Genomic DNA, 14275 nt, shown 5'->3' with positions numbered 1-14275 from the left:
TTGCGGCGAGCCATCGGCCGGCTGGGCCGCACGCCTCTCGATGGGCTGAGAAAGATGCAGGATAATAAAGCATGACCCGCCTATCGGCTAGCGCCGTGGAGACCCCCTGGATGCCGCATCAAGATCAACGTCTGCTGGACCTCAGCGCCTGGCTGGACCAGCAACTACCGGAACTCTTTGCCCGTTGCGGCTGGGGCGAAGTACCGACCGCGGAGCTCACCGCGGCGAGCAGCGATGCCAGTTTTCGTCGTTACTTCCGCTGGCAGGGCGGCGAGCACAGCCTGATCGTGATGGACGCGCCGCCACCCCAGGAAGACTGCCGTCCCTTCGTCAAGGTGGCGCAGATGCTGGATGAAGCCGGCGTGCATGTGCCACAGGTGCTGGCGGCCGATCTGGATCGCGGCTTCCTGCTGCTGACCGACCTCGGACGCCAGACCTATCTGGACGTGATCGACGCGGGTAACGCCGATCAGCTGTTCGACGATGCCATCGAGGCGCTGCTTAAGTTCCAGCTGCAGCCGCTCGCGCAGTCGATGCCGGCCTATGACGAGGCCTTGCTGCGACGTGAGCTGCAGCTGTTCCCCGAATGGTACGTGCAGCGCCACCTGGGCCATGCGCTCAGCGAAGCGCAGCAGGTCGCGTGGGAGCGCATCTGCCGGCTGCTGATCGACTCGGCCCTGGCGCAGCCACGGGTTCTGGTGCATCGCGACTACATGCCGCGCAACCTGATGATCAGCGAGCCCAACCCTGGCGTCCTGGACTTTCAGGATGCGGTGCTCGGTCCGGTCAGCTACGACATCACCTCGCTGTTCAAGGACGCCTTCCTCAGCTGGCCCGAGCCGCAGGTACGGGCGTGGCTGGAAGCCTATTGGGGCCGTGCCCGTGCGGCGGGCGTGGCGCTGCCCGAGTCGTTCGAGGAATTCCTGCGCGCCAGCGATCTGATGGGGGTGCAACGTCACCTCAAGGTGATCGGCATCTTCGCGCGAATCTGCCATCGCGACGGCAAGCCCCGTTATCTCGCCGATGTGCCGCGTTTCTTCGCCTATATCGAGGCCGTGCTGGCGCGGCGGCCGGAGCTGGGCGAGTTGCAGCAGCTGATCGCCGAACTGCCGGAGGCGCCGCAGGCATGAAGGCCATGATCCTCGCCGCGGGCAAGGGCGAGCGCCTGCGTCCCTTGACCCTGCACACGCCCAAGCCGCTGGTGCGCGCCGCCGGCGTGCCGCTGATCGAGTATCACGTTCGCGCGCTGGCGGCTGCCGGCTTCGCCGAACTCGTCATCAACCATGCCTGGCTCGGCCAGCAGATCGAGGACTACCTCGGCGATGGCAGCCGCTTCGGCGTGGCGATCCGCTATTCGGCCGAAGGCGAGCCGCTGGAGACCGGCGGCGGAATCCACCGGGCCCTGGGCCTGCTTGGCGATGAGCCCTTCCTGGTGGTCAATGGCGATATCTGGACCGACTACGATTTCGCCCGGCTTCGCAAACCGCTCGATGGGCTGGCCCACCTGGTGCTGGTCGACAATCCGCCGCACAACCCCGGCGGCGATTTCCACCTGGCCGCCGAGCGTGTCGCGACAGCCGAAGGGGAGGGCGACGCGCTGACCTACAGCGGTATCTCGGTGCTGCATCCGGCCTTGTTCGAGGGCTGTCAGGCGGGTGCGTTCAAGCTCGCGCCCCTGCTGCGGCGTGCCATGGCCGACCAGCAGGTGAGCGGCGAGCGTTTCGCAGGCATCTGGATCGACGTCGGCACCCACGAACGGCTGGCGGAAGTTGAGCGGATACTCGAGGCGCGGCGCTGAGATGTTCTGGCCCATTACCCTGCTGGGGCTGTTGATCGGCTGGTTGCTCGCCAGCATTCCTGGTGCGCTGCTCGGTGGTCTGCTGGGGCAGGTAGTCGATCGTCGCCTGGGCCTCGATTCATGGGCCAGCTTGCGTGAGCGCCTGGCTGGCAAGTCGGCGCTGAAGGGCAATGAGCTGCTGTTCTTTCTACTCGGGCGCCTGGCCAAAAGTGGCGGGCGGGTCAGTCCTGCGCATATCCAGGCGGCACGCGAGGAGATGCGCCGCCAGGGCCTCGATGCGTCGGGGCAGCAGCGGGCCATCGCGGCGTTCAATCGCGGCAAGGCCAGCGGCGATGGCTTGCGTGTGACCCTGCAGCGGCTCCGCGGTCAGCGTGAAGAAGGCCGGCGCCTGATCCAGGCCTGTTGGCGCATGGCCCGAGCCCAGGGAAGCATGGGCGCACGTGAGCATGAACTGGTGCTGCTCTGGGGCAAGTGGCTGGGTTGGAATGCTGCCGAAGTGGCTGCGCTCGACCAGGGCGCGGCGCGGCGCAACGAGGCGCCGGCCGGGCGCGGCGGAGCCTACGAGCAGGCCTTGCAGCTACTGGGTGTGCGCCAAGACAGCGACCCGCAGCTGATCAAACGGGCCTATCGCCGCCTGCTGAGCAAGCATCACCCGGACAAGCAGGCTGGCGCGGGAGCGAGCCCGGCGCAGGTTCGCGAAGCGACCGAGCGCACCCGCGAGCTGCACAGCGCTTATGCACTGATCCGCGAGCGCCGCGGCTTTCGCTGAGGCGCTCAGCGCACCGGCTTGCGCTCGAGCCAGCCGCGCACCCGGCGCACCAGCTGCTCCTGATCGCCGTAGCGATCACCTTCCAGGTTCGGCAGGGCGACCTGTCGATAATCCGGATGTCCGGCGCGGCGCATGGCGTTGCGTCGCTGCATGGCCTGCCGCTGGGCAACCGGGCGGTCGCCAGTGTGGAAGTCGCCGATGCCGACCGCCAGCTTCGCCAGATCATCATCCAAGGCTTTCTCGGCGTCTGCCGGCGCGCGCGGATCGATCAGGACCAGCTGGGCGATCTCCTTCGACGGTGTCTGCGCGAGGTAGCGGGCAGCCCAGTAAGCCCCCGTACCATGGCCGAGCAGGGTGATTGTCGGTGCCTGCAAGGTCCGGGCATGTTCGATGGCGGCCGCCAGTCGCGCCTGCATGCGCTCGGCGTGGCTGGGCTGCGGCGCATCCTGCTCGGCTGCGGTCGCGTCAGGCTCGTCACTGTCCGCCGGGGCTGTCTGTTCGGGTAGATAGCCAGCCGAATCGGGCGGCGCAGCAGGCTGTTCGGTCTCGCTGTCGCTGTCCCCGGCGGGCTTATCGGCCGCAGCCGATGGCTCGGGTTGCGGCAGGCGCGGGCCGGGACTCAGCTCCGGATCGTCGGGCGTCAGGCTGAGGGTATGCCAGCCATGTGCCGCCAGGCCCCGTCTAAGCGGGCCGACCGCCCGCGGCCAGTCGGCCGTCTCGCCTTCGCCCGGCACGATGACCACCACCCCGCGGGGCTTGGCGGTATTGGCTGGCTGCCAGAGTGCAAGAAACCTGTCGTCGCCGCCCAGCTCGATCTGCGCCGCCGTCTCGAGCTGCCGCTGCAGCCCGGCAGCCAATACCTCGCCGCGGGTCTGCGGGGCCGGACGCGGGCGGGAGGCTGGCTCATCCGCCGGCGTCTGCTCGGCGGCTTCCGGCTCCTGAGCCTGAGCAACAGACGGCAGGCTGCCACCGAGCGCAACGCTGAGCAGGAGCACGATAGCGGGCAGGCGGCACATGGGCTGTCTCCGGATAGCGGCCGGCACCACGCTGGCGCCGGCAGGGGTTATGCATTACAACAGCGTGTCGGCACGCCCATCAATCGCGTGAATATATGTTCGCTCTATCCCTGCGCCTCTTTCTTCTGCTCAGCCTGGCCACGCCATTTGCCGCTGGCGCCGTGTCGCTGGATGCCCCCAGTCGTGCCTGGCTCGAACAGCATGCCGAATGGCGGGTGGGCGTGGTGATGGGCGCGCCGTATGCCGAATATGACCAGCGTCAGCGGCGCCTGTCCGGATTCCATGTGCAGCTGATGGAACAGCTTGCCGCCGAACTCGGCGTGCAGCTGCAATGGCGCCGCTTCAACGACGAGGCGGCACTGCAGGAGGCGGCGCTGGAAGGCAGGATCGACGTGGCACCCGGGCTGCGCCAGACGCCGGCCGGGTTGCGCCTGTGGCGCTACAGTGATCCTTTCCTGCGCATCCCGCGGCTGATCGTCGGTGATCGCGGTGGTCCACGCGCCGTCGACCTGGAATACCTGCATCCCAGCGAGCTGGTTGCCGCGGCGGGGCCGGGGCCGGTCAGCGAGTTCCTTGCCAGCAACTACCCCAATATCACCGTGCTCACCGCGGCGAGTCAGGCCGATGCCTTGCGCCAGGTACTGGAGGGCAAGGCCAGCTACGCGGTCGTCGACGAGCCGCTGTTCGCTCGTCTGTCGCAACAGCTCGAATACGACGCCCTGGCAGTGGTCGGCGACCTGGGCAACCCGCAGCTGCTGCGGATCGCTTCGCGGCGCGACAGCCCCGAGCTCGCCGCGGTGCTCGACGCCGCGCTGCGGCAGTTCCCGGCTCGGGAGTTCGGCCAGCTGCAGGAACAATGGCTCAAGCCTCGAAGCATCGACCTCGGGCGCGAGGTCGGCTACTGGCGAAGCCTGGCCTTGCTGCTGGGCGTATTGCTGCTGGCCTGCCTGCTGATGCTGGCCTGGCAGCGACGTCAGCATGGCCTGCTGGAAAGTCGGCTGAAGACCGCACGCCGCGATATCGAGCTGCGCGAGGCGGCCGAGGAAGCGCAGCGGCTGACGCAGTTCTGTCTCGATCACAGCACTGTCGGCATCCTCTGGCTCAACTGGGACAGCCGAGTGCGCTACGCCAATCAGGCCGCCGAACTGCTGCTCGGGCATTCGTCCGGTGGCTTGCTCGACCTGCCGCTGGAAACCTTCGACCCGGCGCTGGGCATGGATGCCTGGCTGGCGCGTTGGCGGGCCGCGCGCACGGGCGAAGACGACCGCCAGGTGCATGAATGCGAGTGGCAGCGCGCCGACGGCCAGCGCTTTCCGGCGGCGGTCACCTACAGCTTCCTGCGCTTCGGTAGCCGCGAATACCTGGTGGTCTTTCTCGCCGACATCACCGAGCGCCGCCGCGCCAGCGCCCAGCTGCAGGAGAGCGAGGCGCGCCTGAAGGCCATGGCGGGCAACGTGCCGGGCTTGGTGTTTCGCCTGGAGCGCGACGGGCCGCAGGCGCCGGTACGGGTCGCCTATATCAGCGAAGCCAGCCAGCGCCTGGTGGGCTACTCCGCCGAGCGCCTGTTGCAGCCGGGGCAGGGCATCCGCAGCCTGGTGCATGCTGATGACGAGGCCGGCTACTGGGCCAGCCAGCAGCTGGCGCTGGAGAAAAGCCAGGACTGGCGATGGCAGGGGCGCATTCTCAATCGCGATGGTGACGTGCGCTGGGCCGATATCCGCGCTTCCGTGCGCGGCCAGCCGGATGGCCGCCAGGTGTGGGACGGTATCGTCTGGGACATCACCGAGAACAAGCGCATCGAGCTGGAGCTGGATGCCTCGCGCGCGCAATTGCGCCAGCTGGCCGCGCACCTGGAGACGGTGCGCGAGGAGGAGAAGGCGCACATCGCGCGCGAGGTGCATGACGAGCTGGGCCAGGTGCTGACCGTGCTGAAGCTCGAGACCTCGATGTGCGAGCTGGGCTTCGCCGAGCTCGATCCAGCGCTGGCGCAGCGGCTGGACAGCATGAAGCGGCTGATCGCCCAGCTGTTCCAGCGGGTGCGCGACGTGGCCACGGCGCTACGCCCGCCGATCCTCGACGCCGGCATCGCTTCGGCGGTGGAGTGGCAGGCGCGGCGCTTCGAGGAACGCAGCGGCGTGGCCTGCCTGGTCGAGGTGCCCGAGTGCCCGCCCGCGCTGGGCAATGCCAAGGCCATCGGCCTGTTCCGCATCCTTCAGGAGTCGTTGACCAACGTGATGCGCCATGCCCGCGCACAAACGGTCAGCGTGCAGCTGCAGCTCGAGGGCGACATGCTCTGCCTGCGCGTCAGCGATGACGGCTGTGGCTTCGCCGACGCGGCGCGCAGCGCGGGCAGCTCGTTCGGTCTGGTGGGCATGCGCGAGCGCATCCAGATGCTCGGCGGCCAGCTCTGCATCGACAGTCAGCCCGGCGAGGGCACTACCATCACGGCACGGGTCCCGCTGGACCCGCTGCCACTTCCTTCACCTGCAAGCACTGGAGCACTGCCGTCATGATCAGGGTCATGGTCGCCGAGGATCACACCATCGTCCGTGAGGGCATCAAACAGTTGATCGGTATGGCGCGCGACATGCAGGTGGTCGGCGAGGCCGCCAACGGCCAGCAGTTGCTCGACCAGCTGCGCCAGGTCAGCTGCGACGTGGTGCTGCTGGACCTTTCCATGCCCGGCGTCAACGGCCTTGAGGCGATCCCACGGATTCGCGCGCTGAGCCAGCCTCCGGCGGTGCTGGTGCTGTCGATGCACGACGAAGCGCAGATGGCGGCGCGGGCACTGAAGATAGGTGCCGCTGGCTACGCGACCAAGGACAGCGAGCCGGCGCTGCTGTTGACTGCCTTGCGCAAGGTGGCCGGTGGCGGGCGCTACATCGATCCGGCACTGGCCGACCGCATGGTCTTCGAGGTCGGTCTGACCGATTCGCGGCCGCCCCATGCATTGCTTTCCGAGCGCGAGTACTCGGTGTTCGAACGCCTGGTGCAGGGCGATTCGGTAAACGACATCGCCGGCAAGCTGGCCCTGAGCAGCAAGACCATCAGCACCCACAAGGCCCGCCTGATGCAGAAGCTGGCCGCGCATTCCGTGGCCGACCTGGTGCGCTACGCCATGGAGCACAAGCTGGTCTGAGCTCCCGCCCGCCGACCCGTCTGTAGGGCGTTCCCTACACGCGACTCTCCTGCACGCCTAGGGCAATCGCTCCGCTGCACCGATTTTTCCGCCGCCGCTGCGCTTCTACGCTGTGGCCACGGTTCAACGGTTAGGCAGGTGCAGCAGCATGGTCGAGTCAACGACGAACGATATCCTGGTGAGCTTTCGCGGCGTCCAGAAGAGTTATGACGGCGAGTCGCTGATCGTCAGGGATCTGAACCTGGATATCCGCCGCGGCGAATTCCTCACCCTGCTCGGGCCGTCCGGCTCGGGCAAGACCACCAGCCTGATGATGCTGGCCGGTTTCGAGACGCCCACCGCGGGGGAGATTCTCCTCAATGGCCGGGCGATCAACAACGTGCCGCCGCACAAGCGCGACATGGGCATGGTGTTTCAGAACTACGCGCTGTTCCCGCACATGACCGTGTCGGAAAACCTGGCGTTCCCGCTCAGCGTGCGCGGCATGGCCAAGCCGGACATCAAGGAGCGGGTCAAGCGCGCGCTGGCGATGGTCCAGCTGGAGGGCTTTCGCAACCGCTATCCGGCGCAGCTTTCCGGTGGCCAGCAGCAGCGCGTGGCGCTCGCCCGCGCGCTGGTGTTCGAGCCGCAGCTGGTGCTGATGGACGAACCGCTGGGCGCACTGGACAAGCAGCTGCGCGAGCAGATGCAGATGGAGATCAAGCACCTGCACGAGCGCCTCGGCGTCACCGTGGTGTACGTCACCCACGACCAGGGTGAGGCGCTGACCATGTCCGATCGGGTGGCGGTGTTCCATCAGGGCCAGATCCAGCAGATCGAAGACCCGCGCACCCTGTACGAAAAGCCGTTGAACACCTTCGTCGCCAACTTTCTCGGCGAAAACAACCGCCTGCCTGCGCACCTGCTGGAGCGGCGTGGCGAGAGCTGCACGGTCAAGCTCGGTCGCGGCGAAACCGTCGAGGCGCTGGCGGTCAATGTCGGTGCGACGGGGTCGCCGGTCAGCCTGTCGATCCGTCCGGAGCGGGTGCTGCTCAACGGTGCCAGTGCCAGCTGCCCGAACCGCTTCACCGGGCGCGTTGCCGAGTTCATCTACCTGGGCGACCACATCCGCATCCGTCTCGAGGTCTGCGGCGTCAGTGATTTCTTCGTCAAGCAGCCGATCGCCGAGTTCGACCAAGCCCTGCGCGTGGGCGACGTGGTGCCGATCGGCTGGCACGTCGAGCACGTCCGCGCGCTCGACCCGCTGCAGGCGGCCTGAGCCACTCCCGCAGCACCCCAAACAACTGCATCAAGGAGCGAACTGTCATGAGCAACTACCTGAAACTGTCCGCGCTGGCGCTCGGGCTCGTCTGTGCCGGGCACGCGGTTGCCGAGAACCTCACTGCGGTGAGCTTCGGCGGCGCCAACAAGCAGGCCCAGGTGAAGGCCTTCTATCAGCCGTGGGAAGCCGCCGGTCACGGCCGCATCGTCGCCGGCGAATACAACGGCGAAATGGCCAAGGTCAAGGCGATGGTCGACACCAACAGTGTGTCGTGGAACCTGGTGGAGGTGGAGTCGCCTGAGCTGGCGCGCGGTTGTGACGAGGGGCTGTTCGAGGAGCTCGATCCGGGCGTCGTCGGCAATCCGGACGATTTCGTCGAGGGTGCGATACAGCCCTGCGGCGTTGGCTTCTTCGTCTGGTCGACGGTACTCGCCTATAACGCCGACAAGCTCAAGAGCGCGCCGTCCGGCTGGGCGGACTTCTGGGATACCGAGAAATTCCCCGGCAAGCGCGGCCTGCGCAAGGGTGCCAAGTACACCCTGGAATTTGCGCTGATGGCCGATGGTGTGCCGGCCAAGGAGGTCTATCAGGTGCTGGCCACCAAGGACGGCCAGAACCGCGCCTTCAGGAAGCTCGATCAGCTCAAGCCGCATATCCAGTGGTGGGAAGCCGGCGCGCAGCCGCCGCAGTTCCTCGCCTCCGGCGACGTGGTAATGAGCAGCGCCTACAACGGCCGCATCGCTGCCGTGCAGAACGAGAGCAACCTGCAGATCGTCTGGAGCGGCGGCATCTACGACTTCGATTCCTGGGCCATCCCCAAGGGCGCGAAGAGCCAGGAGCAGGCACGCAAGTTCATCGCCTTCACCGTCGAGCCGCAGCAGCAGAAGGCCTATGCCGAGAACATCGCCTATGGCCCGGCGAACACCCAGGCCGTGTCGCTGCTGGATGAAAAGCGCCTGGCGCAGATGCCCACCGCGCCGGAGAACATTGCCGACCAGGTGGCGATGGACGTGACCTTCTGGGCCGACTACGGCGAACAGCTCGAACAGCGTTTCAACGCCTGGGCAGCACGCTGACCCTGGAGCCCCGCCGCACTGGCGGGGCCGGTCCCAGCCATCGGAACGAATCGCGGAGTCTTCATGGCCACAGCAATATCCCTGCCGGCGAACCAGATCGCCGAGCCCAATCTGAAACAGCGACTGGCACGGGCCGAACGGGTGAACAAGCTCAAGTCGCAGGCGCTGATCCTGCCGCTGCTGCTGTTCGTGCTGCTGACCTTCCTGGTTCCCATCGCCTCGCTGCTCTGGCGCAGTGTCGAGAATCCGGAGGTGGTGAACACGTTGCCACGCACGCTGGAGGCGCTGGCCGCATGGGATGGCCGCGGACTGCCGGCGGAACCCGCCTACCAGGCATTGGCCGAGGACCTCTATCAGGCGCGCCGTGAACAGAGCCTGGGCGATCTGTCCAAGCGGCTGAACATGGAGCTGGCCGGCTACCGCAGCCTGCTGACCAAGACCGCGCGAGCGCTGCCGTTCCGCGAGACGCCCGCGTCGTATCAGGAGGCGCTGGAGTCGCTCGACGAGCGCTGGGGCGATCCGGCGTTCTGGCAGATCATCCAGCGTAACGACAGTGCGGTGACCGGTTATTACCTGCTGGCGGCGCTGGATCACCGCATCGACGAGCTGGGTGAACTGGCCAAGGTCTCGCCGGATCAGGCGGTGTATCTGGACATCTTTGCCCGCACGTTCTGGATGGGCCTGGTGATCACGGTGATCTGCCTGCTGCTGGCCTATCCGCTGGCCTATCTGTTGGCCAACCTGCCGGCGCGGCAGAGCAACCTGCTGATGATCCTGGTGCTGCTGCCGTTCTGGACCTCGATTCTGGTGCGCGTCGCCGCGTGGATCGTGCTGCTGCAGTCGGGCGGGCTGATCAACGGCGCGCTGCTCAAGATGGGCCTGATCGACGAGCCGCTGCAGCTGGTGTTCAACCGCACCGGTGTGTACATCGCCATGGTGCACATCCTGCTGCCGTTCATGATCCTGCCGATCTACAGCGTGATGAAGAACATCTCGCCAAGCTACATGCGTGCGGCGGTCTCGCTGGGCTGTCACCCGTTCGCCAGCTTCTGGCGGGTGTACTTCCCGCAGACGCTGGCCGGTGTCGGTGCCGGCAGCCTGCTGGTGTTCATCATCGCCATCGGCTACTACATCACCCCGGCGCTGCTCGGCAGCCCGAACGACCAGATGGTCAGCTACTTCGTCGCTTTCTACACCAACACCACCATCAACTGGGGCATGGCCACGGCGCTGGGCGGTCTGCTGCTGCTCGCCACCATGCTGCTGTACGTCATCTACAGCTGGCTGGTCGGTGCCAGTCGCCTGCGGCTGGGTTGAGATGGGCCACGTCGCGGCGCGGCCGCCTTTTCAGAGTCTTCATGCCGGGCAGGAGAACCGTTCATGCTGAGCCCCTACATGTCGCCCGTCGAGCGGGCCTGGTACTACGCTCTGCGCATCCTCTGCGCGCTGGTGCTGCTGTTTCTGATCGTGCCGGTGCTGGTCATCGTGCCGCTGTCGTTCAACTCCGGTTCGTTCCTGGTCTATCCGCTGCAGGGGTTCTCGTTGCGCTGGTACGAGGCGCTGTTCACCTCGGCGGACTGGATGCGCTCGCTGAAGAACAGTCTGCTCATCGCCCCGGCTGCGACCTTGCTCGCCGTGGTCCTTGGCACCCTGGCGGCGGTCGGCCTGACCCGCGCGGAGTTCCGCGGCAAGGCGCTGCTGATGACGGTGCTGATCTCGCCGATGGTGGTGCCGGTGGTGATCATCGGTGTCGCCAGCTACCTGTTCTTCGCCCCGCTGGGCATGGGCAACAGCTACCTGTCGCTGATCCTCGTGCACGCGGTGCTCGGCGTGCCCTTCGTGATCATCACGGTCTCCGCGACGCTGCAGGGCTTCAACTACAACCTGGTGCGCGCTGCGGCCAGTCTCGGCGCCTCGCCGCTGACGGCGTTCTTCCGGGTGACCCTGCCGCTGATCGCACCGGGGGTTATTTCCGGCGCGCTGTTCGCCTTCGCCACCTCGTTCGACGAAGTGGTGGTGACGCTGTTCCTCGCCGGCCCCGAGCAGATCACCCTGCCACGGCAGATGTTCAGCGGCATCCGCGAGAACCTCAGCCCGACCATAGCCGCCGCGGCGACCTTGCTGATCGGCTTCTCCATCGCTCTGTTGCTGACCCTGGAGTGGCTGCGAGGCCGCGCCGAGAAGCTGCGCACCCAACAACCTGCCTGACGGAATACGCACATGACTCTGCAACTTGGGCAACCCGATCTGTTGCGCCAAACGGCCTATCTCAACGGTGAATGGTGCGAGGCCGACAGTGGCGCGCGCACCGAGATCTTCAACCCGGCCACCGGCGAGCTGATCGGCGTCGTGCCGAACATGGGCCGTGGTGAAACCCGCCGCGCCATCGAAGCCGCGCAGGCAGCCCAGCCGGCCTGGCGCGCGCTGACCGCGAAGGAGCGCGCTGCGCGCCTGCGGCGCTGGTACGAACTGATGCTGGAGAATCAGGAAGACCTGGCGCGGATCATGACCGCCGAACAGGGCAAGCCGCTGGCCGAGGCACGCGGCGAAGTTGCCTACGCCGCATCCTTCCTCGAATGGTTCGCCGAGGAAGGCAAGCGCCTGTACGGCGACGTGATCCCGGCTCACGCGGGCGACAAGCGCATCCTGGTGCAGAAGGAGCCGGTCGGCGTCACCGCGGCAATCACGCCGTGGAATTTCCCCAGCGCGATGATCACCCGCAAGGCCGGCCCGGCCCTCGCCGCGGGCTGTGCCATGGTGCTCAAGCCGGCACCGCAGACACCGTTCTCGGCGCTGGCACTGGCCGCACTGGCCGAGCGCGCGGGCATCCCGGCGGGGCTGTTCAGCGTGATCACCGCCGATGCCGCCACGTCCCGCGAAGTGGGCGCCGAGCTCTGTGAACACCCGGTGGTGCGCAAGCTCTCGTTCACCGGCTCGACGGCGGTGGGCATCAAGCTGATGCAGCAGTGCGCGCCGACGCTCAAGAAGCTCTCGCTGGAGCTGGGCGGCAACGCCCCCTTTATCGTCTTCGACGACGCCGATCTGGACGCGACGGTCGAGGGCGCGATGATCTCCAAGTACCGCAACGCCGGGCAGACCTGCGTATGTGCCAATCGCATCTACGTGCAGGACGGCATCTACGACGCCTTCGTCGACAAATTCTCCGCGGCGGTTGCGCGGCTGAAGGTCGGCAACGGAGCGGAGGAGGGCGTGACCACCGGTCCGCTGATCGACGCCGCAGCCGTGGCCAAGGTGCAGCGCCATCTGCAGGACGCGCTGGACAAGGGCGCCACCCTGCTGGCCGGCGGCAAGCCCCATGCCTTGGGTGGCAACTTCTTCGAGCCGACGCTGGTGGGCGGCGTCACTGCCGAGATGGACGTGGCGCGCGAGGAAACCTTCGGCCCGCTGGCGCCGCTGTTCCGCTTCCGCGATGAGGCCGAGGTGATCCGCCAGGCCAACGACACCGAGTTCGGCCTCGCCGCCTACTTCTATGCACGCGACCTGAGTCGGGTGTTCCGTGTCGCTGAGGCGCTGGAGTACGGCATGGTGGGCATCAACACCGGGGTGATATCCACCGAGGTGGCGCCGTTCGGTGGCATGAAGGCATCGGGCCTCGGACGTGAAGGCTCGAAGTACGGCCTGGATGAATACGTGGAAATCAAATACCTGTGCCTGGGCGGCATCTGACCAAGCGGCTCAAAACAGGCGTGCAAAATAATGCACGGAGTTTTACTGTAATCCGAACGCTCCGGATGGTGCGGCAGTCGATCATCGTATGCTGCCGCGCCCGCTTCCTGGCGTTCTTTCCGACCCGTGCCGACGATGAGCGGCTACCGAGGAGCTTATGAGCAAGACCAACGAATCCCTGATGCAACGCCGTGTCGCCGCCGTTCCCCGTGGCGTCGGCCAGATCCACCCGATCTTTGCCGACCACGCGAAGAACAGCAGCGTGGTGGATGTGGAGGGCCGCGAGTTCATCGATTTCGCCGGCGGCATCGCCGTGCTGAATACCGGCCACCTGCACCCGAAGATCGTCAAGGCGGTGGAAGACCAGCTGCACAAGCTCACCCACACCTGCTTCCAGGTGCTGGCCTACGAGCCGTACGTCGAGCTGTGCGAGAAGATCAACGCGCGGGTGCCGGGTGATTTCGCCAAGAAGACTCTGCTGGTCACCACCGGCTCCGAGGCCGTGGAGAACGCGGTGAAGATCGCCCGCGCCGCCACCGGCCGTGCCGGCGTGATTGCCTTCACCGGCGCCTATCACGGCCGCACCATGATGACCCTCGGCCTGACCGGCAAGGTCGCCCCGTACTCCGCCGGCATGGGCCTGATGCCGGGCGGGATCTTCCGTGCGCAGTATCCCTGCGCGATCCATGGTGTCAGCGTCGATGACTCGATCGCGAGCATCGAGCGCATCTTCAAGAACGATGCCGAGCCGCGCGACATCGCCGCGATCATCGTCGAACCGGTGCAGGGCGAGGGCGGCTTCAATGTCGCGCCGAAGGATTTCATGGCCCGCCTGCGCGCGCTCTGCGACGAGCACGGCATCCTGCTGATCGCCGACGAGGTGCAGACCGGCGCCGGGCGCACCGGCACCTTCTTCGCCATGGAGCAGATGGGCGTGGTCGCCGACCTGACCACCTTCGCCAAGTCGGTCGGCGGCGGCTTCCCGATCGCCGGCGTGTGCGGCAAGGCCGAGATCATGGATGCCATCGCACCCGGCGGGCTGGGCGGCACCTATGCCGGCAACCCGTTGTCCTGCGCGGCGGCGCTGGCGGTCATGGAAATCTTCGAGGAGGAGCATCTGCTCGACCGCTGCAAGGCCGTGGCGGAGAAGCTCACCACCGGCCTCAAGGCGATCCAGGCCAAGCACAAGGAGATCGGCGAGGTGCGCGGCCTCGGCGCGATGATCGCCATCGAGCTGTTCGAGGATGGCGACCTGGCGCGACCGGCCGCGGCGCTCACGTCGCAGATCGTCGCCCGGGCGCGGGAGAAGGGATTGATCCTGCTGTCCTGCGGTACCTACTACAACGTGCTGCGCGTGCTGGTGCCGCTGACCGTCGAGGACGAGCTGCTCGAGCGCGGCCTGGCCATCCTCGGCGAGTGTTTCGACGAGCTGACCTGATCCGACCTGGCGCGCCGGCATTCGTGAGCGGATGTCAGGCGCGCCGCAACCCTGACCCCTCGGGTACAATGCGCGGCATCTTGCCGTGCTA

The 14275-nt window shown here is 66.9% G+C and carries 12 protein-coding genes; 11 read left to right on the top strand and 1 reads right to left on the bottom strand.

The window, feature by feature from the left end; translation table 11 throughout:
* Positions 1 to 110 precede the first annotated feature (110 nt).
* From VF716_RS15345 to VF716_RS15335, 3 genes are read left to right on the top strand one after another with little or no spacing between them, the layout of a single operon-like run.
* On the top strand, positions 111 to 1130 hold the full coding sequence (locus tag VF716_RS15345; protein WP_095461307.1) for an aminoglycoside phosphotransferase family protein: 1020 nt from the start codon (positions 111 to 113) through the stop codon (positions 1128 to 1130).
* A complete protein-coding gene (gene murU / locus VF716_RS15340) occupies positions 1127 to 1798 on the top strand; it encodes an N-acetylmuramate alpha-1-phosphate uridylyltransferase MurU (protein ID WP_125866312.1) in 672 nt (223 codons plus the stop codon). The genes VF716_RS15345 and murU overlap by 4 nt, the downstream gene beginning before the upstream one ends.
* Before the next feature lies 1 nt (position 1799).
* Positions 1800 to 2567 (top strand): TerB family tellurite resistance protein, encoded by a 768-nt coding sequence (locus VF716_RS15335; RefSeq protein WP_125866311.1) that lies wholly within the window; start codon positions 1800 to 1802, stop codon positions 2565 to 2567.
* A 5-nt stretch (positions 2568 to 2572) separates the two neighbouring features.
* On the opposite strand, the gene VF716_RS15330 is transcribed toward VF716_RS15335, so the two are convergent.
* Positions 2573 to 3583 (bottom strand): alpha/beta hydrolase family protein, encoded by a 1011-nt coding sequence (locus VF716_RS15330; protein ID WP_125866310.1) that lies wholly within the window; start codon positions 3581 to 3583, stop codon positions 2573 to 2575.
* Positions 3584 to 3678: 95 nt separating this feature from the next.
* On the opposite strand from VF716_RS15330, the gene VF716_RS15325 reads away from it, so the two are divergent.
* The 8 genes from VF716_RS15325 (at position 3679) to gabT (ending at position 14184) form a co-directional block, all read left to right on the top strand.
* On the top strand, positions 3679 to 6096 hold the full coding sequence (locus tag VF716_RS15325) for a PAS domain-containing sensor histidine kinase (RefSeq protein WP_095461310.1): 2418 nt from the start codon (positions 3679 to 3681) through the stop codon (positions 6094 to 6096).
* A complete protein-coding gene (locus VF716_RS15320; RefSeq protein WP_011911947.1) occupies positions 6093 to 6722 on the top strand; it encodes a response regulator in 630 nt (209 codons plus the stop codon). Before VF716_RS15325 ends, VF716_RS15320 begins: the two co-directional genes overlap by 4 nt.
* 148 nt (positions 6723 to 6870) lie before the next feature.
* Entirely contained in the window at positions 6871 to 7980 is a 1110-nt protein-coding gene (locus tag VF716_RS15315; RefSeq protein WP_011911948.1) for an ABC transporter ATP-binding protein, read from the top strand.
* A 47-nt stretch (positions 7981 to 8027) separates the two neighbouring features.
* Positions 8028 to 9059, top strand: a complete 1032-nt coding sequence (locus tag VF716_RS15310; RefSeq protein WP_011911949.1) for an ABC transporter substrate-binding protein — start codon at positions 8028 to 8030, stop codon at positions 9057 to 9059.
* 63 nt (positions 9060 to 9122) lie between these two features.
* Complete coding sequence (locus VF716_RS15305; protein ID WP_011911950.1) at positions 9123 to 10376, top strand: ABC transporter permease; 1254 nt, start codon at positions 9123 to 9125, stop codon at positions 10374 to 10376.
* 63 nt (positions 10377 to 10439) lie between these two features.
* Positions 10440 to 11267, top strand: a complete 828-nt coding sequence (locus VF716_RS15300; RefSeq protein ID WP_011911951.1) for an ABC transporter permease — start codon at positions 10440 to 10442, stop codon at positions 11265 to 11267.
* An 18-nt stretch (positions 11268 to 11285) separates the two neighbouring features.
* Entirely contained in the window at positions 11286 to 12746 is a 1461-nt protein-coding gene (gene gabD, locus VF716_RS15295) for an NADP-dependent succinate-semialdehyde dehydrogenase (RefSeq protein ID WP_037004979.1), read from the top strand.
* A gap of 157 nt (positions 12747 to 12903) precedes the next feature.
* On the top strand, positions 12904 to 14184 hold the full coding sequence (gene gabT, locus VF716_RS15290) for a 4-aminobutyrate--2-oxoglutarate transaminase (protein ID WP_020307792.1): 1281 nt from the start codon (positions 12904 to 12906) through the stop codon (positions 14182 to 14184).
* Positions 14185 to 14275 lie beyond the last annotated feature (91 nt).

Origin of the sequence: Stutzerimonas sp. Brlt_14, assembly GCF_051948915.1 — a bacterium.
Classification (GTDB): domain Bacteria; phylum Pseudomonadota; class Gammaproteobacteria; order Pseudomonadales; family Pseudomonadaceae; genus Stutzerimonas; species Stutzerimonas stutzeri.
This window is presented reverse-complemented; position numbering and strand designations above follow the sequence as displayed.

What these genes read in the sequence shown, in the direction of transcription:
- VF716_RS15345 (WP_095461307.1), top strand. Translation starts at nt 111, where the DNA reads ATGCCGCATCAAGATCAACGTCTGCTGGACCTCAGCGCCTGGCTGGAC.
- murU (WP_125866312.1), top strand. Translation starts at nt 1,127, where the DNA reads ATGAAGGCCATGATCCTCGCCGCGGGCAAGGGCGAGCGCCTGCGTCCC.
- VF716_RS15335 (WP_125866311.1), top strand. Translation starts at nt 1,800, where the DNA reads ATGTTCTGGCCCATTACCCTGCTGGGGCTGTTGATCGGCTGGTTGCTC.
- VF716_RS15330 (WP_125866310.1), bottom strand. Translation starts at nt 3,583, where the DNA reads ATGTGCCGCCTGCCCGCTATCGTGCTCCTGCTCAGCGTTGCGCTCGGT.
- VF716_RS15325 (WP_095461310.1), top strand. Translation starts at nt 3,679, where the DNA reads ATGTTCGCTCTATCCCTGCGCCTCTTTCTTCTGCTCAGCCTGGCCACG.
- VF716_RS15320 (WP_011911947.1), top strand. Translation starts at nt 6,093, where the DNA reads ATGATCAGGGTCATGGTCGCCGAGGATCACACCATCGTCCGTGAGGGC.
- VF716_RS15315 (WP_011911948.1), top strand. Translation starts at nt 6,871, where the DNA reads ATGGTCGAGTCAACGACGAACGATATCCTGGTGAGCTTTCGCGGCGTC.
- VF716_RS15310 (WP_011911949.1), top strand. Translation starts at nt 8,028, where the DNA reads ATGAGCAACTACCTGAAACTGTCCGCGCTGGCGCTCGGGCTCGTCTGT.
- VF716_RS15305 (WP_011911950.1), top strand. Translation starts at nt 9,123, where the DNA reads ATGGCCACAGCAATATCCCTGCCGGCGAACCAGATCGCCGAGCCCAAT.
- VF716_RS15300 (WP_011911951.1), top strand. Translation starts at nt 10,440, where the DNA reads ATGCTGAGCCCCTACATGTCGCCCGTCGAGCGGGCCTGGTACTACGCT.
- gabT (WP_020307792.1), top strand. Translation starts at nt 12,904, where the DNA reads ATGAGCAAGACCAACGAATCCCTGATGCAACGCCGTGTCGCCGCCGTT.